Origin of the sequence: Billgrantia desiderata (assembly GCF_900108215.1) — a bacterium.
Taxonomy (GTDB): domain Bacteria; phylum Pseudomonadota; class Gammaproteobacteria; order Pseudomonadales; family Halomonadaceae; genus Halomonas; species Halomonas desiderata.
The window spans coordinates 46,148-71,141 of the sequence record NZ_FNVC01000013.1; the positions used below are offsets into that span (position 1 = coordinate 46,148).

Annotated in this window: 24 protein-coding genes; 14 read left to right on the forward strand and 10 right to left on the reverse strand. The window is 65.2% G+C overall.

Annotated features, from left to right (window positions below; translation table 11 throughout):
* Positions 1-53: 53 nt before the first annotated feature.
* The 8 genes from C4S71_RS12860 to C4S71_RS12895 all read right to left on the reverse strand — a co-directional run bounded on the left by C4S71_RS12860 (position 54) and on the right by C4S71_RS12895 (position 7,560).
* Positions 54-1,103, reverse strand: coding sequence for a DUF3618 domain-containing protein (locus tag C4S71_RS12860; protein WP_103969393.1), 1,050 nt, complete (start codon positions 1,101-1,103; stop codon positions 54-56).
* The gene (locus C4S71_RS12865; RefSeq protein WP_086511269.1) at positions 1,100-1,555 is read right to left on the reverse strand and encodes a phage holin family protein; all 456 of its coding nucleotides are present in this window, start codon (positions 1,553-1,555) and stop codon (positions 1,100-1,102) included. The genes C4S71_RS12860 and C4S71_RS12865 overlap by 4 nt, the downstream gene beginning before the upstream one ends.
* A 51-nt stretch (positions 1,556-1,606) precedes the next feature.
* A complete protein-coding gene (locus C4S71_RS12870; RefSeq protein ID WP_103969394.1) occupies positions 1,607-2,080 on the reverse strand; it encodes a hypothetical protein in 474 nt (157 codons plus the stop codon).
* 273 nt (positions 2,081-2,353) lie between these two features.
* Positions 2,354-3,187, reverse strand: a complete 834-nt coding sequence (locus C4S71_RS12875; protein WP_103969395.1) for an alpha/beta hydrolase — start codon at positions 3,185-3,187, stop codon at positions 2,354-2,356.
* A 2-nt stretch (positions 3,188-3,189) separates the two neighbouring features.
* A complete protein-coding gene (gene ftsH / locus C4S71_RS12880; RefSeq protein WP_086511266.1) occupies positions 3,190-5,124 on the reverse strand; it encodes an ATP-dependent zinc metalloprotease FtsH in 1,935 nt (644 codons plus the stop codon).
* Positions 5,125-5,186: 62 nt separating this feature from the next.
* Positions 5,187-5,933 (reverse strand): creatininase family protein, encoded by a 747-nt coding sequence (locus tag C4S71_RS12885; RefSeq protein ID WP_103969396.1) that lies wholly within the window; start codon positions 5,931-5,933, stop codon positions 5,187-5,189.
* A 16-nt stretch (positions 5,934-5,949) separates the two neighbouring features.
* Complete coding sequence (locus C4S71_RS12890) at positions 5,950-6,147, reverse strand: tautomerase family protein (RefSeq protein ID WP_086511264.1); 198 nt, start codon at positions 6,145-6,147, stop codon at positions 5,950-5,952.
* Positions 6,148-6,240: 93 nt separating this feature from the next.
* Entirely contained in the window at positions 6,241-7,560 is a 1,320-nt protein-coding gene (locus C4S71_RS12895) for a putative bifunctional diguanylate cyclase/phosphodiesterase (protein WP_160113388.1), read from the reverse strand.
* Positions 7,561-7,938: 378 nt separating this feature from the next.
* Between C4S71_RS12895 and C4S71_RS12900 the strand changes: the two genes are divergently transcribed.
* The 4 genes from C4S71_RS12900 (at position 7,939) to C4S71_RS12915 (ending at position 11,183) form a co-directional block, all read left to right on the forward strand.
* Positions 7,939-8,127: a DUF3008 family protein gene (locus tag C4S71_RS12900; protein WP_010629922.1), complete on the forward strand. Its 189-nt coding sequence runs from the start codon at positions 7,939-7,941 to the stop codon at positions 8,125-8,127.
* A 76-nt stretch (positions 8,128-8,203) separates the two neighbouring features.
* A complete protein-coding gene (locus tag C4S71_RS12905) occupies positions 8,204-9,667 on the forward strand; it encodes a dihydrolipoyl dehydrogenase (protein ID WP_103969398.1) in 1,464 nt (487 codons plus the stop codon).
* A 194-nt stretch (positions 9,668-9,861) separates the two neighbouring features.
* Entirely contained in the window at positions 9,862-10,809 is a 948-nt protein-coding gene (locus C4S71_RS12910; protein ID WP_200825291.1) for a patatin-like phospholipase family protein, read from the forward strand.
* A 32-nt stretch (positions 10,810-10,841) separates the two neighbouring features.
* On the forward strand, positions 10,842-11,183 hold the full coding sequence (locus C4S71_RS12915; protein WP_086511260.1) for a hypothetical protein: 342 nt from the start codon (positions 10,842-10,844) through the stop codon (positions 11,181-11,183).
* Positions 11,184-11,193: 10 nt separating this feature from the next.
* Here the strand turns inward: C4S71_RS12915 and C4S71_RS12920 are convergent, their stop codons facing one another.
* Positions 11,194-14,475: an AsmA family protein gene (locus C4S71_RS12920; RefSeq protein ID WP_160113389.1), complete on the reverse strand. Its 3,282-nt coding sequence runs from the start codon at positions 14,473-14,475 to the stop codon at positions 11,194-11,196.
* A 230-nt stretch (positions 14,476-14,705) separates the two neighbouring features.
* Between C4S71_RS12920 and C4S71_RS12925 the strand changes: the two genes are divergently transcribed.
* The gene (locus C4S71_RS12925; protein ID WP_086511258.1) at positions 14,706-15,020 is read left to right on the forward strand and encodes a hypothetical protein; all 315 of its coding nucleotides are present in this window, start codon (positions 14,706-14,708) and stop codon (positions 15,018-15,020) included.
* A 224-nt stretch (positions 15,021-15,244) separates the two neighbouring features.
* Positions 15,245-16,234 (forward strand): glycosyltransferase family 2 protein, encoded by a 990-nt coding sequence (locus C4S71_RS12930; RefSeq protein WP_086511257.1) that lies wholly within the window; start codon positions 15,245-15,247, stop codon positions 16,232-16,234.
* Between the two features lie 5 nt (positions 16,235-16,239).
* Here the strand turns inward: C4S71_RS12930 and C4S71_RS12935 are convergent, their stop codons facing one another.
* Positions 16,240-18,129, reverse strand: a complete 1,890-nt coding sequence (locus C4S71_RS12935; protein ID WP_103969401.1) for a beta-N-acetylhexosaminidase — start codon at positions 18,127-18,129, stop codon at positions 16,240-16,242.
* A gap of 157 nt (positions 18,130-18,286) precedes the next feature.
* Between C4S71_RS12935 and nagB the strand changes: the two genes are divergently transcribed.
* From nagB to C4S71_RS12970, 8 genes are all read left to right on the forward strand, one after another.
* Positions 18,287-19,063, forward strand: a complete 777-nt coding sequence (nagB, locus tag C4S71_RS12940; RefSeq protein WP_086511255.1) for a glucosamine-6-phosphate deaminase — start codon at positions 18,287-18,289, stop codon at positions 19,061-19,063.
* On the forward strand, positions 19,060-19,974 hold the full coding sequence (locus C4S71_RS12945) for a glucosamine kinase nucleotide-binding domain-containing protein (RefSeq protein ID WP_103969402.1): 915 nt from the start codon (positions 19,060-19,062) through the stop codon (positions 19,972-19,974). Before nagB ends, C4S71_RS12945 begins: the two co-directional genes overlap by 4 nt.
* Positions 19,971-21,116: an N-acetylglucosamine-6-phosphate deacetylase gene (gene nagA / locus C4S71_RS12950; RefSeq protein ID WP_234238685.1), complete on the forward strand. Its 1,146-nt coding sequence runs from the start codon at positions 19,971-19,973 to the stop codon at positions 21,114-21,116. The genes C4S71_RS12945 and nagA overlap by 4 nt, the downstream gene beginning before the upstream one ends.
* Before the next feature lie 231 nt (positions 21,117-21,347).
* Entirely contained in the window at positions 21,348-21,659 is a 312-nt protein-coding gene (locus C4S71_RS12955; RefSeq protein WP_086511252.1) for a hypothetical protein, read from the forward strand.
* Positions 21,660-21,832: 173 nt separating this feature from the next.
* A complete protein-coding gene (locus C4S71_RS22500) occupies positions 21,833-21,985 on the forward strand; it encodes a hypothetical protein (RefSeq protein ID WP_160113390.1) in 153 nt (50 codons plus the stop codon).
* Positions 21,986-22,139: 154 nt separating this feature from the next.
* Positions 22,140-22,892 (forward strand): AraC family transcriptional regulator, encoded by a 753-nt coding sequence (locus tag C4S71_RS12960; protein ID WP_103969403.1) that lies wholly within the window; start codon positions 22,140-22,142, stop codon positions 22,890-22,892.
* Positions 22,893-22,965: 73 nt separating this feature from the next.
* Positions 22,966-23,574, forward strand: a complete 609-nt coding sequence (locus C4S71_RS12965; RefSeq protein WP_103969404.1) for a LysE family translocator — start codon at positions 22,966-22,968, stop codon at positions 23,572-23,574.
* 86 nt (positions 23,575-23,660) lie between these two features.
* Positions 23,661-24,974, forward strand: coding sequence for a glycerophosphodiester phosphodiesterase family protein (locus C4S71_RS12970; protein WP_103969405.1), 1,314 nt, complete (start codon positions 23,661-23,663; stop codon positions 24,972-24,974).
* The last annotated feature ends 20 nt before the right edge of the window (positions 24,975-24,994 follow it).

Consider the following 24,994-nt stretch of genomic DNA (forward strand, 5'->3'; position numbering starts at 1 on the left):
GCGCGGCAAGGCACTGTCTGCCTGACTGCTCTGCTACGTAAAATGGTGGAGCTTCAGCTCCCCTTGGCGGGCGGAGTGCTTCCACCCTTCTTCGTTGCCTCGCCCTGTTGGGTATCGGAGCCACTCTTGGTCGGTGAACCCGCCTTGGCGAAGCGCTCTTCGCTGGAAGGATTCTCCACGTAGCTGGCCGCGTTCGAGGAGTGGCTTGCCCGGCTCTGGGACCCATCCTGCGCACGCTCGCGAAGCTCCTCCTTCACTCGGTCCACGCCTTCGTGCAGCTTCTCCTGGGCTCGCTCGGCCTGCTCCTGACCGGCCTCTTCGGCACGCTGCACCGCCCGGTCGCGCAGTTCGCCCAGCTGGCGATTCTCTACTCGCGTCGGTGCAAACAGGCTGCCCAGCACCGCACCGACGGCGACGCCCAGTGCCCCCGCCACCAGCGGATGCTCCTGCACGAAGTGGATGGTCTGGCTGCCAACCTCGCGTGTGCGGTACGAGGCGGCGTCCATGGCCGCATGACGCTGCTCGTCGAGATGAGCGGCGCGTTCACGCATCTGGTCGCTCAGGTGATGCACCCGATCTTTGGCCCGGCCGCCTGCGTGTTCGGCCCGCTCACGCAGGTTCTCCGCCATCTGCTGCGCCTTGCGTGTCATGCCGCTGCCGTCGTCATGAGCCGCGCTGCCGTGTCGTGGCGTGGCGCCGAGCGCCGCCGGGTCATGGCCCAGGGTGGTGGTGCCGGCTCCGCTGACGGTTTCGCGACCGTCGTATGACGCCATCGAGGCGCTGGGCAAGGTGGCGCCCGGGTAGCCGCCCCGCTGCGGCAGCGCCTCGTGGTGATGCGCGTGCGACTTGCGCTGGGCCAGCACCAGCCAGCCAAGGCCGATACCGGTCACCATCACCGGCAGAGGGGTCTCCTTGAGGCGCTGCCCCAGGCTGGTGACGATCCGTTCGGCTCCGCCGCGACGGAGATAATCGTAGGTCATGTTCATAAGCTGCTCGGGAGAAAGTCTCGCTTCGAGTTGATGAAGGGTCTCATCCAGACGCGCCCGCGCCTGGTGGATCTCGCTCTCGATCTCATCGGCACGGCGCCGACCGTCCTGGCTCATTTGAGCTCCTCCTTGGCCGTCTCTTCGTGCTGCTGAGCCAGCGCCTTGTCGCGCCGCAGACTGGCCAGCGTGCGGGTCGGCATCAGGCTTTCACGCTGGAGCTTCTTGCGCCCCGCCTGGAGCATGATGAGCCCGATCACCACCACGACTCCGCCGACGATGAGCGCAGAGAGCCACGGGGTGGTTTCAGGGGGAAGCACGGTATTGAGCCCGAACACCGCGGCGGCCAGCAGGACCAGAAAGCCGCACAGCAGTACCGCCCCGGCAATGGCGATGGATGCGATGGCACCCATGGCCTGATGGGTCTTCTCGCTCATCTCCACCTTGGCCAGCTCGGACTCCTTGCGCACGAGCGCAGTCACTTCCCGCGCCAGGCTGGTGAAGAGAACGCCGATCGAGGATTCCTCCGTCCGTACCCTGTTTTTTGCATCAATGGGGTTTTCCGCATCCATGAGGTGTCGCCTCCCTTGTTCACTCGGCTGAAGTGAGGGCTGTCCCGAGGGCTAGTGGCTGCGCATGTCGTCCTGACTGGAGCTACGCAGGAAGCGGGAAAGCATGAAGCCGGCTGCGACCGCACCGCCCAGAAACAGGGCGGGGTGCTGACGGCCGTAATCGCGGGTCTGCTCCAGCAGGGTCGTCAGGTCGCGCTCGCGCAGGTTGCGGGTAAAGGCGTCGGAGCGCTTGGCCAGCTCACTGACACAGCCCGAGAAATAGGGCTGCTCCTGGCGCTCGAACTCGTCGGCCATCTTGTGCAGTACCGTCGTGAATCTCTCGGCCTGATCGACCGCCGCGGCCTTCTGGCGGTCAAGCAGGCTCTCCGCCTGCTGTTGGGCGGCGTCGCGCAGCTCATCGCCTACTTCCGCTGCCTGCTGACGAATCTCCTCACGGTCAACACCGGGCTGACCGCTTCCGTTGCCCACGCTTGCTTCCGAGCTTGCGCGGCCGTCCGAACTCCCACGGCTATGGGTATCGCTCATTCGCCACCTCCATGTTTTGTCAGATATGACCAGCCCGCGAATCGGGCTTTGAGCCAACAATCCGGTGCAGACTCATTGCTTGGCTGACACTCGAAAAATAGTACCCGTGGAAAGCCTGTCAATTCGCACCGCCGGGCGCAGCGAAATACCACTTACCCGGCGGCAATCGGCCGACATGAAGCGTTACTTTTCATGACGCTACCTTAATGTCATCACGGCCCTACAGAGCCGCCTATCCTTCTGTTTTCATTCACTTTACGCCAGAATGACGAGTCAGTGAGGAAGCCCGGCATAACGCTCGAGAAAAGCGTCGATACCCGCGGAATAATCCGGCTCGCTGTCGATGAAACCGGTATTGTGGCCACCGCGAATGGTGAGCAGTTCCTTTGGCTCATTGGCCGCCCGGTACACCGCTTCACCCTCGGAGAAAGGGATGATTTCGTCGTCGCGGCTGTGGATGAACAGCAGCGGCGACTCGATATGGGTGACATAACGCTCGGTGGGATAATCCAGCGTTGCCAGCCAGCGTACCGGCAGGAAGGGGTAGAGCTGTTGGCCCAGTGCCGGCACCGAGCGAAACGGCGACTCGAGAATCACCGCTGCCGGCTGCCCCTGCGGCGCCAGCGAGGCCGCCAGTTCAGCCGCCACCGCCGCCCCCAGCGAGCGGCCGAACAGCACGATCTCGTCGGCAGACGCCTCCTGCTGCTCGGTCAGCCAGCGCCAGCCGGCCCTGGCATCCTGGGCCGTGCCCTCTTCGGATGGGCGGCCTTCGCTGCGGCCGTAGCCGCGATAATCGAGGATCAACACCGACAGGCCCAGGCGGTGGAACTGCAGGATCGAGTCGAGGCGGTGCGAGATGTTACCGGCATTGCCATGGAAGAACAGCAGCTTGCCGCGAGCGTCCTCGACGGGTATCCACCAGGCGTCCAACTGCACGCCATCGGCGGTTTGCAGCTCGACCTGCTCCCACCCCAACCCGCGCTCGGCCGGCGTGGCGACATGCTCGCGCCCCACGTGGGGCAGGTAGAGCAGGCGCTCCTGAAAGAACCAGGCCAACAGCACCACGAGGCCATAGATGCCGGCCAGGGTGGACGCAACGCGCAGCACGATCAGCCCTCCTGCTCGGCCGGTACCAGGCCATGGAGCAATTCACGGATTTCAGCGGCATCCAGGGTCTCACGCGCTTCGAGCTCCCTGGCCAGGGTATCCAGCGCCTGGCGATGCCGTTCGAGCAGTTCACGTCCGCGGGCTTCCTGCTCGGTCAGCAGACGGCGAACCTCCTCGTCGACCAGCCCTGCCATGGCTTCGCTGTGCTCTCGCGCCTGAGCCATCTCCTTGCCCAGGAAGACATGCTCGTGGCTCTCCGAGAACATTGCCGGCCCGATCCGCTCGCTCATGCCCCAGCGCCCTACCATCCGGCGCGCCAGGCGTGTCGCCTGTTCGATGTCGTTTTCCGCACCGCTGCTGACCTCACCGAACACGATCGACTCGGCCAGGCGGCCGCCGAACATCACCGTGATACGGTCGCGCAGGTACGCCTCCCCCATGTTGTAGCGCTCCTCGTCCGGCACCTGGGCGGTAACCCCGAGGGCACGGCCACGGGGCAGTACGGTGACCTTCTCCAACGGATCGGCCTTGGGCAGCAGGTAGGCCAGCAGGGCATGCCCCGACTCGTGGTAGGCCACCACACGCCGCTCATGCTCGGCCAGGCCGACGTCCTTGGTCTCGCCCAGCAGCAAGCGATCGCGGGCATCGGCGAAGCAGGCCCAGTCGACCTCCTGCTGCTCGCGGCGACCGGCGAAGAGCGCCGCCTCGTTGGCCAGATTGGCAAGATCGGCGCCGGAGAAGCCGACGGTGATCTCGGCCAGCCTGGCCAGGTCGACGTCGTTTGCCAGCGGCATCTTGCGCGTATGGATTTCCAGGATGCGCCGACGCGCTTCGCGGTACGGGTTCTCCAGGGTGATCTTGCGGTCGAAGCGGCCCGGGCGCAGCAGCGCGGAGTCGAGCACGTCGGGGCGGTTGGTCGCGGCCAGCACGACCACCGACTCCTCCACCTCGAAGCCGTCCATCTCGGCCAGGATCTGATTGAGCGTCTGCTCGCGCTCGTCGTGCCCGCCGCCCATACCGGCCCCACGCGAGCGGCCGATGGAGTCGAGCTCGTCGATGAAGATCACCGCCGGCGCCTGCTCCTTGGCCTGCTTGAACAGATCGCGCACCCGCGAGGCGCCCACGCCAACGAACATCTCGATGAACTCCGAGCCGCTGATGCTGAAGAACGGCACCCCGGCTTCGCCCGCCACGGCGCGGGCCATCAGCGTCTTGCCGGTACCGGGCGGCCCCATCATCAGGATGCCGCGGGGAATCTTGGCTCCCAGGTCGAGAAAGCGCCGGGGGTCCTTGAGGAAGTCGATCACCTCGGCGACCTCCTGCTTGGCATTCTCGGAGCCGGCCACATCGGCCAACCGCACCGGGCTCTCCTCGCTGCGTATCTGACGCGCACCCGACTTGCCCATGCTGAACAGGCCGCCGCCCCCCGACATGGCCCGCTGCTGCATGCGGCTCCAGAACCAGAACAGCAGGCCGAGGATCAGGATCCAGGGCAGCGCCCCCAGCAGCACGCGCTGCCACCAGGGCGGGTCGACGGGCCGCGCGGCAATATGGATGCCATGGGCTTCCAGACGCTCCAGCAGCCGCGAATCCTCGACATCGGGCCGGGTGGTCTGAAACTCCTCTATCTGCTCGGCATCGCGGGCCTCACGACCGCTCTCGGAGAAGCGCCCTTCCACCGACTGGCCGCGCAGCGTCACTTCCTCCACATGCCCGGCCTCCACGGCCTCGAGAAACTCGCTGTAGCTGAGTTCGGCCTGGGGCCGCTCGCCCGCGGCATCGAGGAAATGAAAGACCAGCAGGATACCGATGGCAAACCACAGGAACAGCAGCCACTGCGGACGCTGCGGGCGCGCCGAGGCCTGCTCGGGCTCCATGTCCAGCGGAGAACGCCCCCGGCGTGAGGCTTTCGATGGCTTCTGCGGGTCGGAGGTCATAGGCACTCATGTCGACTGCACTGTGCCTATGACCATGGTAACTCAAGCCAGCCTTTGCAAGGTCAAGCGGGTTTGGCGAAGGCCCGGTAGGCTTCCCACACATCGTCCACACTGGCCTCGAAGAAGCGCTTGCCGTGTTCGATGCTGGCCAGACTCGGGTCCGAGCCCATGCGGCCGTCGGGAAAGCGACGGCGGAACTCGTCGGCGTCGCACTGGGCGCTGCCGCGGGGGGCGATTCGTGGCGACATCTCGACCTGCTTCACCACCTCGGGGCGGGCGAACCAGGAGAGCGCGACCTCCGAGGCGGTGGCATGGGTGCCCTCCGCATCGCCGTAGAGCGACTCGGCCAGCTCCCGCACTCGCGGCCCGGCAAACCAGTTGTTGGTGGTGAGATGCAGCTCGCCGCCTGGCGCCTGTTGCAGGCTGCGCTCGGCATAGACCTCGGCAAAGGCCGCACTCAGGGTGGCGATGTTGCCGCCGTGGCCGTTGAGGAAGAAGACGTGAGTGAAGCCATGCCGCGACAACGACTGCACGGTGTCGCGCAACACGGCGATCAGCGTGCTGGGACGCAGGCTGATGGTGCCGGGAAAGGCCAGGTGGTGCTGAGCCATGCCCAGGTTCTGGGTCGGCGCCACCAGCACGCCGTGACGCTCACCGACCTCCCAGGCGACGGTTTCCGGGCAGATGGCGTCGGTTCCCACCAGACCGTTGGGGCCGTGCTGTTCGGTGGAGCCGATCGGTACGATGATACCGGTCTCGCGGGTCAGGTAGGCCTCGACCTCCTGCCAGGTAGCATGCTGTAGACGCATGTGTGCCTCCTTGGCCTCAGCCTTGCCCTTGTTGACGGTCGCAGCCCATCTTGCCCGCCTTGGCCCAGTTCTCGCCGTCCACTTCACTGAAGAAGACCTGCACGCTCTCCTCCGGGGTGCCGTAGACCTCGACGAACGCCTGGGTGATGCGCTGGGCCAGTTCGCGCTTCTGGGTCAGGTCGCGGGGAAATTGCTGGATGGTCACGATGGGCATGGCGGCTCCTGTCAGGGCTGGCTGGGGAAACGAGATGCCATCGTCGGCCGAAAGCGGCTTGCCCGCAACTCGCGTTGCCTCGCTGCTGCCCGGCTAATCCCAGGCTTGCGCCAACGGGTCGCTGTATTCCATGCGCGACCATAGACTTCCCTGCAGCAGGTCGCAGCCCTGCTCACGCAGGAAATCCACCTGCCGACGCGAGCTGACTCCGCTTGCCGCCACGCGGATCCCCAGTTCGTGAGCCATGGCGATGACCGAGCGGATGATCGCCTGGTGGCGTGGGTTGTCGAGGCAGTCGTTGATGAACAACGCATCGAGCTTGAGCGTATCGAGCGGAAACAGGCCGAGATGCCCCAGAATGGAGTGGCCGCTGCCGAAGCCGTCGATGGCAAGGCGAACGCCCATGGTCTGGAGCCTGCCCAGCATGCGGCTGGCGTGATGCGGATCGCGCATCAAGCCGCCCTCGGTCAGCTCGACTTCGAGCAGCCCAGGCGGCAGGCAGCTTTCGGCCAGGGCCTGCTCGACACGCTCGACCAAGCCCTCGTCTGCCACGCCTTCGGCCGGCACGCCAACCAGCACCCGCAGCCCCGAACCGGCTTCGTACCAGGAGCGGGCATGCCGACAGGCGTGCTTCAGCACCCAATGACAGATATCGGTCAGTTGGCCATTGTCGCGGGCTGCCGGTGTCCACTTGGACAGCTCCAGCACGCCGAAGCGCGGCGAATTCCACTGTGGCTGAGCCGAGATCGCCACGACCTGTCCGCTACGCGCACAGAGCAGGGGGCGGTAGACCAGCGTCATTTCTCCCCGCTCCAGGGCATGACGCAGGTCACAGCGCAGCTGCACACGATCAGTGTCGTCTTCCAGCAGGCTCGGCGAGAAGACACTGTATCGAGAAGCGCCCCTGGCCTGTGCCTTGCGCCTGGCCAGGTTGGCGTGGCGCATCAGCTCGGTGACGGTAACGCCGTGGTCGGGATAGAGGGCAATGCCGATACAACAGCTGGAGAAAAGCACCTGCCCGGAAATTTCGAGCGGTCGGCGGGTATGCTCCAGCAGCCTCTCCACCAACGGAATCACGTCATCCAGTCCCGCCACCCCCGGCAGCTCGACCATCAGCTCATCGCTGTCCATGCGGCTCACGCTGCCGCGGCTGTCGACGGTCTCGACGATACGCTGCGCCATGAGTCGCAGGCAGGCATCGCCCACGGGACGCCCCAGCGAGTGGTTGATCTCCTTCAGGCGATCGACATCGACATGCAGTACGGCCACGCCGGCTTCCTGCTCGGCAGCCTGAACCAGCGCAGCGGCCAGCTGGCGCTCGGCGCAGCGGCGCGTGACCAGACCGGTGACGTCGTCGTGGCAAACCTGAGTGGCCGCCCCCTGGGACCGGCCATGAAAAACGAGCTGGCGCATGCAACTCCTTCCCTGCAGCATACGACGGGGCTTCCCGTCATGTTTCCGGTGGTCCCTTACTACCGACTTGTACTCACGCCAGGTCGCTATCGTTCTTCTTCTTGAGGGTTCAGATATCATGCCGGCCACGACCAGTCAAAGGAGTTTTGCAACTTCAAGTATCCGTATTTTAGTTATTAACGGAGTGGGTCAGTAGCCGAGAGCAGGGCCGAGACAAATTGTCGGAATTAGCGAACACCGTATTCGGATACTGACGGCAGAGACATGTAACATCTTGAAACGGAAGGCTTCTCAAACACCGACTAAGTTCAGTGATAAGCGCGCCATGGAATCAGGCCGCTTGAATTGACGATACGGTCGACGAAAAGGAGCAAGCCCATGCCAGCCAAATCACAGGCGCAGCAAATGGCTGCCGGTGCTGCACTTGCCGCCAAGCGCGGAGAGAAGAAGGTAAGTGAACTCGAAGGCGCATCGAAGCAGATGTACGAGTCCATGGACGAGGCGGAACTCGAGAAAATGGCTTCAACCAGTCAGAAGAACAAGCCCAGCCATAACCGCAAATCCTGAAAGCTCGAGCTGCATTGACCCTTGCCGGCACTCAGCGACTAGGCTTTGAGGTAGCCAGTGCCAGGGAGAAAAGGTCATGCAGGAGCGCAACGTCGAGGTTGCCATCATCGGAGCCGGCACCGCCGGCCTGAGCGCGTGGCAAGCCGCCCGTCAGTATCACGACGAGGTGGTGCTGATCGAAGACGGTAAGCCCGGCACCACTTGTGCCCGAGTGGGCTGCATGCCGTCGAAGCTGCTCATCGCGGCGGCGGAGAGCGCGCATCAGGTGGAGGACGCAGCCGGCTTCGGTATCCGGGTCGGCCGCGCCGATATCGACGACCGTGCCGTCATGGCGCGGGTCAGACGCGAGCGCGACGCCTTCGTCGACAGCGTGCTCAAGTCCATGCAACAAATCGAACCCGCCAACCTGCTCGCGGGAAGGGCCCGCTTCGAGGACGCTCACACGCTACGTGTCGGAGAGGAGCTGCTGCTGCGGGCGCGCACCGTCATCATCGCGACCGGCTCACGTCCCCAGGCCCCGCGTGCCTTCGCGCCGGCCGGCGACCGTCTGATCGACAGCGATGCGGTGTTCGAGTGGCAGACGCTGCCCGATTCGCTCGCCGTGTTCGGCGCCGGCATCGTCGGGCTGGAGCTGGGTCAGGCGCTGAGCCGCCTGGGCGTGCGGCTGCGCCTGTTCGGCAAGAGCGGCTCGCTCGGCCCCTTCCAGGACCCGGCCGTACGCGACTACGCCGAGCACACCTTCAATGCAGCGTTCTATCTCGACCCGGCGGCCGACGTCGACACCATCGAGCGCGACGGAGAGCAGGTGGCGATCACCTTCCGCGAGCGTGGCAGCGGCAAGCGCCTGACCGAAAGCTTCGACTACTTGCTGGCGGCCACCGGGCGGCGCCCCAACCTCGACACCCTCGCGTTGGAGAAGGCCGGGCTGGCGCTCAACGACGAGGGCGTGCCCCTCTACAACCGCTTCACCATGCAGTGCCAACGCGCCGACGGCGAGGCCAGCCATGTGTTCATCGCCGGTGACGCCAGCCAGGAGCTGCCGCTGCTGCACGAGGCCAATCAGCAGGGACGAATCGCCGGCCACAATGCCGGGCGCTATCCCGAGCGGCGCGCGGGCCGGCGCAGCACTCCCCTGTCGATCGCCTTCACCGACCCCCAGATGGCCACGGTGGGCCTGAGCCTTGAAGAGGCGCGGCAGCGCTTCGGCTGTGAGGGTATCGCCGAGGGCGGCGCCTCCTTCGAGGACCAGGGGCGAGCCGTGGTGATGCGCCAGAACCGCGGCCTGATGCGCCTGTACGCCGAGCACGGCTCGGGGCAGTTCCTCGGTGCCGAGCTGTTCGGCCCGCGCGTGGAGCATCTTGCCCATCTGCTCGCCTGGGCGCTGGAGCAGAAGATGGGGGTCGAGCGCATGCTCGAAATGCCCTATTACCATCCGGTGCTGGAGGAGGGGCTGCGCAGCGCGCTGCGTGATCTCAACAGGGCGCTGTTGCAAGGGCCGGCGATGGGGGAACGGTGTCTGGAGTACGGCCCCGGCGGCTAACGAATGGCTGCGCGGGTGAATCGCTGCGTGGCGCGGGTGAGTTCGTCGGCCCAACATGTCATATCGGCAAGTCCGGGTTATGCTGAAGAAACAGCACACCGACGCAGGTGATTCCGATGGTGGCTATGGCCTCACGACGGAGAGCGGTAACGGGCAGTATCGGGCCTCAGCGTCTGTTCGGATTTTCCGCCTGGATGGCACTGGCCGCCCTCCTGTTGCTGACGCTCCTGGCGGCATCTCCCGAACGGGCCACTGCCGAGCCAATTCCGCCCCCAGACGAAGCAAGCCGTCCGACCATCGGCCTGGCACTGGGTTCGGGTGGTGCCAATGGTTTGGCGCATATTGCCATGCTGCAGGTGTTCGATGAGCTCGGCATCGTGCCGGACCGGATTGCCGGCACCAGTATCGGCGCGATCATCGGCGGCCTCTATGCCGCAGGCTTGAGTGCTGATGAGATCCTCGACCTTTTCGATGACGTTGCCGGCTCACCGCTGGACGCCCTGACGGGGCTGACCAGTTCGGATCTAGACCTGGTCGACCTGCTGCAGATCGGCATCGGGGATGGCGGCTTGTTCAGTTCCATGGGGTTTCTCCGCTACCTGGCGCTGCATACCGAGGCGCGTGACTTCAGCGAGCTGCGCATCCCAATGCAGGTGGTGGCGACCGACTACTGGACGGGCGACAGCGTGGTGCTGGAGGAGGGCCCACTGTTCCCCGCCCTTGAAGGCAGCATGGCCGTCCCGGGACTGTTCGCCCCCGTGCCTCATCTCGACATGCTGCTGATTGATGGCGGCACCTCCAATCCCCTGCCATTCGATCTGCTGCAGGACGAGGTGGACATGGTGATTGCCGTCGATGTGTCGGGCAATCGGGACCCTTTTACCGGTCACTCACCGGGCCTGACCGAGATGCTCCTCCAGAGCTTCAAAATCATGCAGCAGTCCATTGCGCGACAACGGCTGAATCATCGCCCGCCGGACCTTTACCTCAAGCCTGAATCGCACGGCATCCGACTACTGCACTTCAACCGTATTCACGAGATCCTTCAGCAGGCCGAGCCGACCGCCACAGAGCTCCGCCAGCAGTTGATGACTTGGCAGGCGTCGCATGTCATATCGGCAAGTCCGGGTTATGCTGATTGAACAGGAACTGAATCGCGACGCAGGAGAGCCCAATGGCCGACATCGCACCACGCCTGACCGCCTTGAAGAGAGGCATCGAACGCTTGGCCGAGCTGGCCGCGCCTGCGCAGGCGGAAGAGGCTCAGCGCCTGGCGAAGACCCTGTACGCGGAGCTCGACGGCTTGCGCGATGCAGGCGCTCCGTCAGCGGAGCAGGCGCCGGACGACCTGCCCCGCCGTCTGCGCTACGAGGAGATCCGCTGCCCGGTCTGCTCGCTGCGCTCGTTCACCTACCAGAAAGGCACGCTGCGCCGCTCGGCAGATACCCGCAGCGGCTTCGAAGCGCTCTTCCACTGCCTGAGCTGCGGTCATGAGGCCTGGCACGAGGCGCAGTGAGGCGGCGGCTTCACTCATCGAACTCCGCCAGCGCCCGTTCACAGCCCATCCCGACCTGCTCGCCGCCGCCGGGGTCGACCCATGGCAGGATCGCCAGGGGGGGTGCCACCACGGCGCCCAGCAGCGACAGCGCCCCGCGGGCAATCAGCTCCTGGGTGATCACGTTCACTTCCGGATCGCGCAGCGCCCCCTGCAGCTCTACCGGTGAGTTGCCGGTGAACAGGGTGGGATCGATGTTGTGCCCCTGAAAGGCCAGATCCATGCGCTCCGTCTCCAGGTTGATGGCCCCCGCCCCTTCGAAGTGAGCGATCTCGGTGGCCATGAAGAATTCGTCCAGGTCGGCCAGGCCGCGGTCGACGACGAAGCTCACGTAGGTGCACTCCAGCTGCACCTGATCTTCGCCCGTCAGCGCCGCCACCAACGCATTGGCCACGTTGAGCGGCAGCAGCTCGGCGGCAATGATGTCGAGCCAGCCCTGGGACATGGCCAGCTCGAGTTCACCATCGAGCCCGGCCATGGCTTCGTGCATGGAGCGCCCGCGGTAGCGGAAATCGCCCCGCCCGCCGATCACGCCCAAGGTGTCGCGGGCCACTTCGGGCAGACCGGCTTCGTCCAACAGGGCACTCAGGTTGACCTGATCCAGTGCCAGTTGCAGGTTTCCCTCGATGGCGGCCTGACGCGCATCCAGCACCCAGGAAGCGCTGACCTGCCCGCCGCCAAGCCCGAACCGCAGCGGCTCGACCGTCATCACACCCTGCTCCAGCTCGAGTGCCAGGGCCAGGTACTCGAACGGCACGTGCTCCGCCTGCACGTCGACCGCCTCGTAGTCGAGCACGATATCGGTGTTGCGCAGCGCCTCCAGGTCCCACTCACGATCGGGAAACACCATCTCGGCGCGCTCCTCTTCCGCCGCCCACTGCTCCTGCTCTGGCGAGGCCGTCTCTTCCGGCCCCGTTTCCGGCGAGATACCCAGCATCGGCAGCAGATCGTCCGCCTCCAGCCGCTGGGAGACCAGCGTAGCCCACAACTGGGGGCGTTCGCCGAAGCGCAGGCGCACGTCGCCGGTCACGTCGCTGTCACCGAAGCCGCCATCGAGGCCATCGATATTGAGCAGATCGTCCTGATAACGCACGTAGCCGGACACCCGATAAGGTGGCAGCTCAGGCAGGTTGATGCCGGTGAGATCGGTGAGCTCCGCCGGGCTCGGCCCTTCCAGCCGGGCACTGCCCTCTACCGATGCCAGCGCGAAGGGCTGCACGGCACTGCCATCGATCCACAGCCGGGTGTCGCCGCTGGCCAGCTCGCCGGCAACGGGATAGGGCGTACCGGGGTCGGTGAGATCCAGCAGCGGCCCGATCAGCAGATCGAAGGCAAAGGGCTCCTCTTCGTAGCTGCCCTCGCCGACCAGATGCACCCGCTGCCCCTCGACCCCTTCCGTGCGGGTGTCGGCGCGAAACGAGAGCGCCAGCCCCCACTGCGGGGCCTGATAATCCAGGGCGGTGTTCTCGAGCAGCAGCCCGCCGTCGACGACCCGGGTGTTGAGGTTCCCGTCGAGCGTGCCCACCTCGCCGATACCGAACGGGGCAAGCGCCGCGGTCAGGTCGATTTGCTCCAGTTGGGCCTGTAGATCCGCCACCAGACGCTGCTCGTCGGCCTCGAGCCATCCCTGCACGTTGAGCGAGCGCGGCTGCCCGTCGCCAAGCTGTTGCTGCGTCTGCAGCCGGGCAATGGTGAGCCGCCCGTCTTCCAGCGCCACCTCGGCGGCCAGATCGTGCAGGGTCTGGCCGGCGTAGTGAAGCTGCCCGAGAGCCAGATCGAGTTCGGCTTCGAATTCGTCCAGCCCCGCCAAAGCCCGGGCGATTCCCTGGTCCCACTCGCCTTCTGTCGGCGGCGACGTCTCCTGAGGCGCCTCCTCCGGCGAGCGCTGCTCGAACAGACCCCAGCGATCCAGATCGAGCGCATCGCCTTCCAGTTCGGCCATCAGCCAGGGCGTCTCGCGCCCCACATCGAAGGCCAGGCTCCCCTCCAGGCGGCTCTCGGCGATGTTCGCTTCGAGGCCTTCGACCCCGCCGCGCAGCGCTTCGACGTCGAGGTACAGCAAGCCCGCGAAATCCACCGGGTCCTCCTGCAGCCGGCCTTCGCCGCGAACCTGGAGGCGCTGCCCTTCGCCGGGCTCATCGGGCGCCTCGAAAATCGCTTCCAGATCGACCTGCTGAGCCGTGTCCCGGTAATAGAGACGCCCTCGCTCCAGCAGCGCGGCCTGGGCATCGTCTTGCGCCTGCACCCGGCCTTGCAGTGCCAGCCGTCGTTCGTTGCCATCCCCCAGCGGTTCCATCGCCTGCAGCCGCTCGATGGCGAGTCGGCCATCCCGCAGCGCAGCTTCGAATGCGACGTCATGAAAACTACGCTCGGCGATCTGCAACCTGCCGATGGCCAGGTCGACCTCGGCCTCGAACGAGCGCAACACCTCCAGGCGCTGGGCAAGCGGCCGCCTCTGCTCGGTCGCCTCTCGCTCCGGGGGCCCTGCGTCAGCGTCCAATGCCTCGCTCCAGCGGTTCAGATCGAGCGTATCGGCCTCCAGATCAACCATCAGGCGCGGCACGTCACGACCCATATCCAGCGCCAGGGCACCGCGCAGACGACTGTCGCCGAGGCGGCCCTGGAACGCTTCAAGGCCGCCGCGGCGCTCCTCCAGTTCGAGATGCAGCAAGCCCTGGAAAAGGGCCGCCTCGCCCTGCACCCTACCTTCGCCGCGAACGTCCACGCTCAGGTGCTCGATGCTCTCACCGGGCGTATCGAACGCAACGTCGAGATCGATCCGCTGGCTCTCATCGCGATAGACCAAGCGGCCCTGGTCGATGCTGAACGTCTCGGGCCAGAGCGCAATTTCCTGCTCCTCGGTCGGCTCGTCTATCAGATCGTCGATGTTGGTGGTGCCATCTTCGCGACGCAGCAGCCGTACCTCGGGCCGTACCACGGCGAGCCGCTCCAGCACGATCTCGCCGCCCAGCAGGGCGCCCACGTCGAGGGTTACCGACAGCTCATCGAGGCTTGCCATGGGGGCCTCGGCCCAAGGTGCATTGGCCACGCGCACGTCATCGAGCCGCAGGGTCAGCGGCAACCCCCAGTCGATGCCATGGCCACCGATTTCCACATCGCGTCCCAGCTGTTCACTGGCCTGACTCTCCAGCCAGCCACGAAACCAGGCGGATTCGAGATACAGGACTGCCCCCAACAGCACCAGCAGCACAGCCCCTGTCGTAATGACGACACGCCGAGCTAACTTGTTCACGTTTCCATCCATGAAGTGTGAATTGGCCGATACTCTAACCATGGACAGAGAGACGCCATTGGTCCAATGCCCCTCCACAGCCTGGCTTGACGAGCCGATGCCCGTTCACACACTCGCTTACCTGCCCCAAGCGGATATAGCTTCTATGCTGAAGGTACGGGCGTCCCGACCGTCACGGACGGAAACAGGGAGAAACAGCGGGATGTTCCCAGCCGGAACGGGAGGTTCTCATGAAAATCTACAAACCGGAGTGGCACTGCAACTTCACCGTGAACGAAGCGCCTGGCGCGGCCTCGAGCTGGCGCGAGCGGCTTGCCTGGCGCATACGGCGCTGGGCCGACAGGCTCGACGGCAAGGGGCGTACAGTGACGATCGAATGCCATATCGAGCCTGAAGTGACGGCCGAGGAGATCGACACCTGCCTGGTCAAGGGTTTCGAGGTCACCCACTCCCTGCTCAATCAGCTGGCCCAGCAGGCCGCCTGCGAGAACGTCATGCGAGATGCCAAGGCCGAGCTGTTCGACGGCGCTCGCCACCAGCGCTGAGCGGTCAAGCCAACGCCCGCCACGTACGGCAAGCGTTTCGTCGGGTATTGAAATCCTCCACCCCAGCCATATCTAGTATGGCTGCTGGCGAGCCCTTATTCCTTCCCTGGCCCGCCAGCCCGTCCCTATGGCCTTGATTGGCAGGCTCCGCTTCGCCGGGTTCCTGCTCGCCCCTCGTCGGGGCCTGGACCGGCCGCCGCCTGCATATAGCATAGGAGGTAGCCATGCAAGAAAGATGCGTCTCAGTGGTCATCGCCACCCATAACCGGGCCCATCTACTGGAACAGGCACTTGCCTGCCTGGCCGACCAGGAGCATCGCCCGCTGGAGGTGGTCGTGGTGGATGACGGTTCCTGTGACGACACTCGCCAGCGCGTATCGTGCCTGTCTCGCCAGTGGCGGCACGATTCCGCCCTTGCGCTGCACTATCGGTACCAGCGCAACGAAGGACCCGCGGTGGCACGCAATCGCGGCATGCACCAGGCACAAGGTGACTGCATTCTATTTATGGACGACGATGACCTGATGGCCGGCGATGCCATTTCGCAGCTGGTACGCGCCCTGGACGGCCGACATGACGCCGCGATCAGCTACGCCGGCTATGCCGATACCGACGCCGACGGCCGAACCGACGCTCAGCTTCACCTGCCGGCCCCGATTCGCTCGCCACATGCACTGCTCGAAAGCATGATCGGCGGCAGCTGGTTCGTCCCCATCCACGGCAACCTCTTCACCAGACGTGCGCTCGAGCGCATCGGGCCGTGGAACAGGCAACTCTCATCCCAGGAAGACGACGAATTCATCCTGCGTGCCATCATGCAGGATGTCGGCTTCGTGCCCGCCCCCGGCGCTCGCGTCTATTATCGTCAGCACGTCGGAACCCGGCGCAGCCAGCCGGGCAAGCCTGGAGAATGGGACGAGCCGGGGCAGATCCGACGGCTTAACGACGATGTGACAATCCGTCGCCTGGCCCATAGGACCCTGGTCGAGCGCGGCACGTTGCTGACCTACCGCGGCGCCTTTGGCGAATGGTATCGTCGCCTGCAGTCACGCTATGGGCCGTTATTGGCCTCGCAAGGCCTGATGACGGACCCCCTGGTACAATGGGCACGAACAGCGGCCGAGGAAGCGCCGGGCTCGTCCAGCACACGCCGCAAGGCAGCACGCCATGAGCCGCAGGCGGCCTGGCCAGATCAGAATGCGCTGACGGCCTAAGCACGCTATGGCCGGCGATAATTGACGCCGAGACGATCCAGGTGCGGCAGGTAGGCAGCCAGTCGCGCCTGATAATCTTCGAAATCGGGCTGTCCACCCGCGTGCCAGGCCACTTCGGCAAACGCCGTCAGCCGCGGGAAAAGCATATAGTCCATGCGCTCGCGGCTGGCGATCAGCTCGGTCCACAGGGCTGCCTGAACGCCCAGCAATCGTTGTCGCGCCGCCGCTTCGGTGGGCAGGTCGGCCCAGGGGTCGTAGCGATGAACCTGGGCCAGCGGCACCTCCCCGGCCCAGTTGAGCCCGGGGTCCTGGAAGTCGCCGCTCTGAGCCAGGTCGAAATAGGAGAATTCGCTGGGCTGCAGCACCAATTGGACGTCGCGCGACAGCATGGCCGGCACCACCCGCTGGCTGGTCCAGGCGAAGGCGATCAGACCGGGATCCAGATCGGGGCCGTGCAGCACCTCCTCCCACCCCATCATGCGCTTGCCTCTTGCCGCCAGGAAGCGCTGCACATGGCGCAGGAAATGCGAGCCGAGTTCCTCTGCCCGGGTATACCCCTCACGCTCCATTAATGCCCGGCAACGCGGGCTGCCAAGCCAGACCCCGCGGGGCACCTCGTCGCCACCAACGTGCACCCAGGGGCCGGGGAACAATTCGCAGACCTCTTCGAGCACGCCCTCGACGAAGGTATAGGTGCCCTCCAGCGCTGGGGAAAGCACGTTGTCGGAATAGCGCTGGTCGGAGAGATAGACGGAGCGATCCTCAGGGTCACGCAGCAGTTCGGGCAGGGCCAGGATCGCCGCTCGACTGTGAGCCGGCATGTCGATTTCCGGCACTATCACGATACCGAGTCGCTGGGCGTGAGCGACGACTCGCCTGACATCGTCCTGGCTATAGTAGCCGCCACTACGCTCGGGGCCGGTGAGATATTGCGGCTCGAGGCGTTCGCCATGCCCGCGCCACGCGCCGATTTCGGTGAGCTGGGGAAAGGCACGGATCTCGAGACGCCAGCCCTCGTCATCGGTCAGGTGCCAGTGGAAGACGTTGAGCTTGAGTCTCGCCATCAGGTCGAGCAGACGCAGGATGCGTTGAACCGGGTGAAAATGCCGCGCACAGTCGAGCATGAGACCGCGATAGCCGAAACGCGGGGCATCGCTGATGCGCACGCTGGGCAGGCACCAGGCGGCGTCGCGATCATTCACCGGATGCGCCGGCAGCAGCTGCATCAGCGTAGCCGCCGCATGCAGAAAACCGGCCTCATCGCCGGCCTCGAGTCTGGCGCCCTCCGGGGTTACCGAGAGTTCGTAGGCTTCCGGCTCGAGGGTCTCACGCAAACGAAAGCAAAGCGGGGCCGGCGCCCCCAGGCTCACGTCACTGCGACAGTGCTCGACGAGGCCCTGACGCAGCCACTCGGCAGCCGCCCGGGCCTGGAGCGGCCCGCAGTCGATCGCGATCACGTCGCTCAGCGCCAGGTGACCGGGCAACCTCTCCACGTAATGCGGCCAGGGTATCAACCCCGGCACGCCACCGGTGCGGCCAGCGGGGGATCCAACCTCTGCCCCAGGCCAGCGCACCATTATCGGCAGGGGGTCGAGACGATCCGGCGATATCGCGTAGGCCGCCAGGGGCAGCTTGCTCACGCGCGCCACCGCCACTTCCAGCTCCAGCACGCAATGCAGCGTTTCACCGGGGGCCAGAGGCTGCGCCATTTCGAGCAGACAGTGGCTGCCGGTCTGTTTCAGATGGCGCACCGGCCCCTCGACCACACGGCGTACACCGCGCACCAGATTGAGGTGCAACCGCCAGTTGCCGCTCAGCGCATCGACATGGTGATTTTCCAGCCGCAGCCGCAGGTGGCCTTCGTTAGCTTCGGGTGTGCAGTGAAGTGTCAGCATCGTCCTTTGCCTTCAGGGCTTGTCACACGAGACCGAGACCCTATATAGATGCCATGATGCTTGGCGTTGCGACAAGCGCTCGCGACCCACGCCTGCCTGATGGTCACCCCGGTCGCTGCGCAAGAGCGGCCGCTGGGGGTCGCATGGAGAACCTGTCATGGACCTGATCATTGTGCACAACGTCGAGCGCATGGCGCAGCTCGGCGCGAACATCATTCAACAGCAGCTGAGCGCAAAACCCGACAGCGTACTCGGCCTTGCCACCGGTGCCACGCCACTGGCTCTCTATCGGGAGCTGGTTGTCCGCCACCAGGCGACACGACTCACACTCGACCAGCTCACCACCTTCAACCTTGACGAATACCTCGGCCTGGGGCCGGACCACCCCGCAAGTTATGCCCATTACATGCGCCGACATCTGTTCGGCCCGCTGCAACTCGATCCGCAGCGCACCCACCTGCCCGACGGCCTGGCACCCGACCCGCAGGCCGAAGCGCGGCGCTACGAAGCACAACTGCAAGCCGCAGGCGGAGTCGACCTGCAGCTGCTCGGCATAGGCCTGAACGGCCACATCGGCTTCAACGAGCCCGGCTCGCCCTTGGATTCACGCACTCGTGTAGTACGCCTGAGCGCCACCACCCTGGCCGCCAACCGACGCCACTTTCCGGCAGACGCTGAGATGCCGACCCATGCCATCACACTCGGCATCGGCAACATTCTCGAAGCGCGCCATCTGCTGCTGCTGGCCACCGGCCGGGCCAAGGCGCGCGCGGTGGCCGAAGCCCTGGAAGGCCCTGTCACGGCCACGTTGCCGGCATCGGTATTGCAACGGCATCCAAACGTCAGTGTGATTCTCGACGCCGCAGCCGCCGCAGCTCTCTCGCCCGCCCTCACGCGTCAGGCGCGCCGCCTGGATACGGAGCCGGCATCATGAAGGACAAGCGCTCCCTACCCGTGCGACAGGACACCTGGTATCTCGGCGTGGACGGTGGCGGTACGCATTGCCGGGCCCGCCTTTGCGATGCTGAAGGCCGCCCCATGGGCGAGGGCCAAGCCGCCAGTGCCAGCCTGCGCTTCGGCATCGATCACGTCTGGCAGCAGATCCTCGAGGCCGCACGCGCAGCCCTGCGCGAAGCCGGCCTTAACGAGACATCATTAACCCGCGTGCATGCCGGCCTTGGGCTTGCCGGGGCGATCAATGCCCGCACCTGGCATGACGTGGCGGCGCACCCCCATCCTTTTGCCTCCGTCCAGGTACGCAGCGACGCCCATGCCGCCGTGCTCGGCGCCTTCGATGGGGGCGACGGGGGAATCCTGATCATCGGTACCGGCTCCTGCGGCATGGTCCATCTACAGGGTCACTTCCGCAGCCTGGGCGGCTGGGGGTTCCCCCTCTCCGATCATGCCAGCGGCGCCTGGCTCGGCCTGAGAGCCCTGCGTGAGGCCCTGCTGTGTCATGAAGGGTTGCGTCCCCCGTCGCTACTGGCCGAATGCCTCATGAGCGACTTCGGACACGATCCTGCCCGGTTGGCCGAATGGCAGACCAACGCTTACCCACGAGACTTCGCTCGCTTCGCACCGACCGTCTTCTCCACTGCCGAGGCGGGCGACGAACTGGCCCTGACCCTGCGCCGGCAGGCCGTGGATGAGGCCGTATTGCTTGCCAACGGCGTGCTCGAACTGGGCGCCCCCCGGCTTTGCCTGTTCGGCGGCGTGGGGCAGGCACTCGCTCCCTACCTGCCCACCTGGCTGCGCCGGCGGCTCGTCAGCCCCGCTGGGGATGCCATGCAAGGCGCCTGGAGAATGGCACGCCACTCCCATCTCATCAGGGGGGAAGCAACGTGAAAATCTTGATGAACGGCCGCGTCTTCGACGGCGAGCGCTTGCGTGACGACGTTCACGTGGCGATCGAAGGGGAAACCATCCAGGCGCTGCTGCCTGCCGACGAGACACCGCCGGCGGGGGCCGAACGCTGCAATCTGGAAGGACGCCTGCTGGCGCCGGGCTTCATCGACCTGCAGGTGAACGGGGGCGGCGGCCACCTGTTCAACGAAGCCCCCAGTGTCGAGACGATCCAGGCCATCATGACAAGCCACCGGCGCCACGGCACCACCGGCCTGTTGGTCACGCTGATCTCCGATCGCCGCGAGGTGATGCAGGCTGCGCTGAATGCAGCCAGGCAGGCACTTGAGCAACGCTTGCCCGGCCTGCTGGGGCTGCATCTGGAGGGTCCCTATCTCAATCCCGCACGCAAGGGCATCCACCCCGCCGCCGCGATTCGCCCACCGGAGCCGGACGCCCTGGCGCTGCTGACGGGGCTCGGCGATGTCGGCGTAACACTGGTCACCCTCGCCCCGGAGTGTGTCCCCGAGGGCTTCATCCGCTCACTGGTGGAGCGCGGCGTACAGGTCGCGGCGGGGCATACCGACGCCGACCTCGCCACCTTGCAGCGCGCCCTCGACGAGGGGCTGCATGGCTTCACGCATCTCTTCAATGCGATGTCACCACTGGGCAGCCGCGAGCCGGGCACGGTGGGGACGGCCTTGGCCGACACTGCCTCTTGGTGCAGCGTGATAGTGGACGGTCACCACGTCCACCCCGCCAGCCTGCGTATCGCGCTCGCCGCCAAGCCACGCGGGCGCCTTCTGCTGGTGACCGATGCCATGCCCAGCGCCGGCAGCGATCAGGACCGCTTCACCCTGTTCGGCGAGATGATAGAACGACGCAACGGCCGCCTGGTCAATTCTGCAGGCACCCTGGCGGGTGCCGATCTCACCATGGAGCGTGCCGTAGCCAATACGCACCAGATGCTCGGGGTGCCGCTGGAAGAGGCACTGCGCATGGCTTCACGCTACCCGGCCGAGTGCCTGGGCCTCGGCTGGCAACTGGGCTGGATCCGCCCTGGCTATCGAGCGGACCTGGTCTTGCTCGATGAAGCGCTGCGGGTATGCATGACCTGGGTCGGCGGCCACCCGGAAGTCGCATGAGATTTTCTCAAGTTTTCCCTTTTGGTACCGATATCTTTGAATGACGCTATTCCCGAGCCGGCCCGGCCCCGCCATTTCGGCGCTAATCGGACACTCGAATGACGTAGCGGAACGGCACAGTCCGTGAAAGCCCGGTACAAGTTTGATATGCTGTGGGAGTAGTTTTCGTAAAAGAAGCGGAGCGAACATCACGATCGATCATTCCTAATCAAGCCAGTACAGGAGATGCTCATGCGAGTCTACAAACCTGAATGGCAGTGCACGTTCAGCGTAAATGAAGGAGCGGCGGAAACCACCGGCTGGCGCGAGCGTCTCGCCTGGTTCATTCGCCATCTCGCCGACAAGCTGGACGGTAGCGGTAGAACGATCAAGATCGAGTATGACGTCACTCCAGCAGTCAGCCGCGAAGATGTGGATACCTGTCTGGGCAAAGGGTTTGCGGTGACCCAGAGCCTGCTCACCCAACTTGCCCATCAGGCCGCATGCGAGAACGTCATGCGCGAGGCCAAGGCCGAACTGTTCGAGGAAAACACCCAGCGCTGACGCTCGTTGTCAGGCAATCAACTCACCTCATTCGGCCGGCCCGGATGGGGTGCTTTGTATTTCACGGGGCACGAATTTTCGACATGCAGCAAGCTCGGTTACAATATTAATGCTGCAATGCAGCAAGAACCGACTATGCTGGAGGTGTGGGAAGCCATAGGGAGGACCCCCGCATGCAGCACATCACCCACTCCCCCACCCCGTACGACCCCGAAGTCCTGCGCGCCTGGGCCGAGCAGGCCGCTTACGTCATAGCGGCTGGCGACGCACTGTGGCATTACCTCGACGATCACCCCACAATACCAAGCACGAGCGAAGAGCACTGACGCCCAGTAACGGGCACGGAAAGCATCTCGTCGCTCCGACTTCCGACGGTTTTGTATCGCAGCCCGACCTCATACCCGAGGTCCAGGAGGAGGCGTGGCCGAGGGGCAACATCGAGTGACCGCGTACGTCACGGGGCTTGCCGGGCTTGTGGCAATGAGCCTTGCCTCGTGCCGCGCTTTTCCGCGTCACTCTCACGACCAGTACGGTATCGGGCTCATCGTCTCTGGCGGTCATCGCTCCTGGAGCGGTGTCGGCCGGGTCGATGCCCTGGCTGGCGATGTCATTACGGTGAATCCGGGCGAAATGCATGACGGCGTGCCTATCGACGGCACGTGTCGGGGTTGGCACATGCTCTACTTCGATCCGGCACTGGTTCACCAAGCAGTCGGTGACACCCTTGCAGGTGCCGAGCTGACGCGACCTGCGCTGAACGACCCTTTGCTGCGTCGGCTCATGAACGAGCTGTTCGATCAGCTCACGGCCTCTCCAGAAGAGACGCTGGCCGTGGAGGAGCGAAGCTGCAAACTGCTTGGCGCCGCCTTTTCCCGCCATGGTTCTCGTACCCTCGGCCACGTGCCGGGCATTCCCGCCACTATCGCCAAAGTACGTCAGCGTCTCGACGATGCCCCACAGCTGGCTGTCAGTCTTGGTGAACTGGCCGATATGGCAGGCCTGAGCCGTTACCAACTGCTGCGCAGCTTCGCGCGCGCTCTGGGCATCACCCCGCATGCCTACCTGGTGCAACGCCGGGTGCAGATCGCCAGGCGCCTGATCGCCGGCGGCCACTCCCTGAGCCAGGCAGCCCTGGCAGCAGGTTTTTCCGACCAGAGCCACATGAGCCGGGCCTTCAATCGCCAGCTCGGGCTCACTCCGGGCCGTTACCGGCGCGCCATGCAGCCATCCTGAGCTGCAATTTCGTGCAAGACTCCCTTGGGAGTTCAACGCCATGGTGACGAGGTTTCATCATCGGAGCCTGCCCATGAACCCGGAATTTCTCCTGACCTCGCTCGTCGTCGTCGCCTCCCCCGGCACCGGCGTGCTCTACACCCTTTCCACTGGTCTGACACACGGCGCACGAGCCGGCACCATCGCCGCCTTCGGCTGTACGCTCGGCATCGTGCCGCATATCGCCGCTGCCATCACCGGGCTGGCCTCGCTGCTGCATGCCAGCGCGACGGCCTTTCAAGCGCTCAAGCTGATGGGCATCGCCTATCTGCTATATGTCGCCTGGAGCGTGCTACGAGCCAAGGATGAGCCGCTTGCCGCGACAGCTCTGCCCGCCTTGCCGGCCAGGCAGTTGATCGGCACCGGCGTGCTGCTCAACCTGCTCAATCCCAAGCTCACGCTGTTCTTCCTGGCCTTCCTGCCCCAGTTCGTCGCTGCCGACGAGGCGGCTCTGACCCAGATGCTCGAACTCAGCGTGCTGTTCATGCTGATGACATTTGCCGTCTTTACCCTGTATGGCGCCAGTGCCGCCGCCGCGCGGCGGCAGGTCATCACACGCCCGAGCGTGCTCATATGGCTGCGACGGGGTTTCGCCGCGGGCTTTCTCGCGCTGGCGGCTCGCCTGGCATTCACCGAGCGCTAGCGGGCTGCGTTGCGCCTGGCTACGCTCAATACTGGCCGCGGCGCCTGCCGTGGCCCACGCCAACAAGGAAGATAGCGAGATACGTCATGCACAAGACACTCCCCACCCTGGCTTGCCTGGGCCTGCTGGCTGCCGTTCCGGCGATGGCCCAGAACACCGACGAAAACGTTCCCGAATGGAGCGATGCGCTACTGGAAGCCGCCAGCCAGGTGACGCTCGGCCCACGGCCGCTGTTCCTGGTCAATGACATGAGCGAGGAGACCGAACGCGAGCGCGAGCTCAAGGCCGAACTGCTGGAGTGCGCCGCACGGCACACCGACTGGCAGCCGGACGATCTGGTCATCTCCCATCGCGGCGCACCGCTACAGTTTCCCGAACACACCCTCGAATCCTACCTGGCCGGCGTTCAGGGCGGTGCCGGTATCGTGGAATGCGACGTAACCTTCACCGGCGACAACGAACTCGTGTGCCGCCACGCCCAGTGCGACCTGCACTACACCACCAACATCGTCGAGACGGAGCTGGCCGAGCAGTGCAGCGTCCCGCCGGAGATCGACCCCGGCAGCGGCGAACTGACCAATGCCGCCGAGATTCGCTGCTGTACCAGCGACATCACCCTGGCCGAGTTCCGCACCCTGCGTGGCACCATGGAAGGGGCCAACCGGGAAGCGCGCAGCATCGAGGAGTATCTGGCCGGCACGCCCGCCTGGCGCACCGATCTCTACGCCACGCGCGGCACCCTGATGAGCCACGCCGATACCGTCGCGCTGTTCAAGGATCTGGGTGTGAAGATGACCCCGGAGCTCAAGGAGCCCGAGGTGGAGATGCCCTTCAACGGCATGAGCCAGGAGGACTACGCCCAGAAGCTGATCGACGAGTACAAGGCGGCGGACGTGCCGCCAGGCGACGTCTTCGCCCAGTCCTTCAATCTCGACGATGTGCTCTACTGGATCGAGCACGAGCCCGAGTTCGGCGAGCAGGCGGTCTACCTGGACGGCCGCTATGGCGATGAAGACTTCGACCATACCGACCCCGATACCTGGTCGCCGAGCATGGAGGAGCTGGCCGAACGGGGCGTTCGCATCCTCGCACCGCCGACCTGGATGCTGCTGGCGACCAACCCGGAATTCACCGAGAACGAGAGCCGCATCGTGCCCTCAACGTATGCCGAGCAAGCCCAGGAGGCGGGGCTGCAGCTGATCACCTGGACGCTGGAGCGCTCCGGCCCGCTGGCGGAAGGTGGGCAGTGGTATCACCAGACCACGGAAGAGGTCATCCGGCGCGAAGGCGACAAACTGATCACCCTCGACACCCTGGTGCAGGATGTCGGAGTGATCGGCATCTTCACCGATTGGCCCGCCACCGTGAGCTTTTATGCCAATTGCATACGGCAGGATTGAACGTGGGAATACGCCGGCGG

What these genes read in the sequence shown, in the direction of transcription:
- C4S71_RS12860 (WP_103969393.1), bottom strand. Translation starts at nt 1,103, where the DNA reads ATGAGCCAGGACGGTCGGCGCCGTGCCGATGAGATCGAGAGCGAGATC.
- C4S71_RS12865 (WP_086511269.1), bottom strand. Translation starts at nt 1,555, where the DNA reads ATGGATGCGGAAAACCCCATTGATGCAAAAAACAGGGTACGGACGGAG.
- C4S71_RS12870 (WP_103969394.1), bottom strand. Translation starts at nt 2,080, where the DNA reads ATGAGCGATACCCATAGCCGTGGGAGTTCGGACGGCCGCGCAAGCTCG.
- ftsH (WP_086511266.1), bottom strand. Translation starts at nt 5,124, where the DNA reads ATGACCTCCGACCCGCAGAAGCCATCGAAAGCCTCACGCCGGGGGCGT.
- C4S71_RS12885 (WP_103969396.1), bottom strand. Translation starts at nt 5,933, where the DNA reads ATGCGTCTACAGCATGCTACCTGGCAGGAGGTCGAGGCCTACCTGACC.
- C4S71_RS12890 (WP_086511264.1), bottom strand. Translation starts at nt 6,147, where the DNA reads ATGCCCATCGTGACCATCCAGCAATTTCCCCGCGACCTGACCCAGAAG.
- C4S71_RS12895 (WP_160113388.1), bottom strand. Translation starts at nt 7,560, where the DNA reads ATGCGCCAGCTCGTTTTTCATGGCCGGTCCCAGGGGGCGGCCACTCAG.
- C4S71_RS12900 (WP_010629922.1), top strand. Translation starts at nt 7,939, where the DNA reads ATGCCAGCCAAATCACAGGCGCAGCAAATGGCTGCCGGTGCTGCACTT.
- C4S71_RS12905 (WP_103969398.1), top strand. Translation starts at nt 8,204, where the DNA reads ATGCAGGAGCGCAACGTCGAGGTTGCCATCATCGGAGCCGGCACCGCC.
- C4S71_RS12910 (WP_200825291.1), top strand. Translation starts at nt 9,862, where the DNA reads ATGGCACTGGCCGCCCTCCTGTTGCTGACGCTCCTGGCGGCATCTCCC.
- C4S71_RS12915 (WP_086511260.1), top strand. Translation starts at nt 10,842, where the DNA reads ATGGCCGACATCGCACCACGCCTGACCGCCTTGAAGAGAGGCATCGAA.
- C4S71_RS12925 (WP_086511258.1), top strand. Translation starts at nt 14,706, where the DNA reads ATGAAAATCTACAAACCGGAGTGGCACTGCAACTTCACCGTGAACGAA.
- C4S71_RS12930 (WP_086511257.1), top strand. Translation starts at nt 15,245, where the DNA reads ATGCAAGAAAGATGCGTCTCAGTGGTCATCGCCACCCATAACCGGGCC.
- C4S71_RS12935 (WP_103969401.1), bottom strand. Translation starts at nt 18,129, where the DNA reads ATGCTGACACTTCACTGCACACCCGAAGCTAACGAAGGCCACCTGCGG.
- nagB (WP_086511255.1), top strand. Translation starts at nt 18,287, where the DNA reads ATGGACCTGATCATTGTGCACAACGTCGAGCGCATGGCGCAGCTCGGC.
- C4S71_RS12945 (WP_103969402.1), top strand. Translation starts at nt 19,060, where the DNA reads ATGAAGGACAAGCGCTCCCTACCCGTGCGACAGGACACCTGGTATCTC.
- C4S71_RS12955 (WP_086511252.1), top strand. Translation starts at nt 21,348, where the DNA reads ATGCGAGTCTACAAACCTGAATGGCAGTGCACGTTCAGCGTAAATGAA.
- C4S71_RS22500 (WP_160113390.1), top strand. Translation starts at nt 21,833, where the DNA reads ATGCAGCACATCACCCACTCCCCCACCCCGTACGACCCCGAAGTCCTG.
- C4S71_RS12960 (WP_103969403.1), top strand. Translation starts at nt 22,140, where the DNA reads ATGAGCCTTGCCTCGTGCCGCGCTTTTCCGCGTCACTCTCACGACCAG.
- C4S71_RS12965 (WP_103969404.1), top strand. Translation starts at nt 22,966, where the DNA reads ATGAACCCGGAATTTCTCCTGACCTCGCTCGTCGTCGTCGCCTCCCCC.
- C4S71_RS12970 (WP_103969405.1), top strand. Translation starts at nt 23,661, where the DNA reads ATGCACAAGACACTCCCCACCCTGGCTTGCCTGGGCCTGCTGGCTGCC.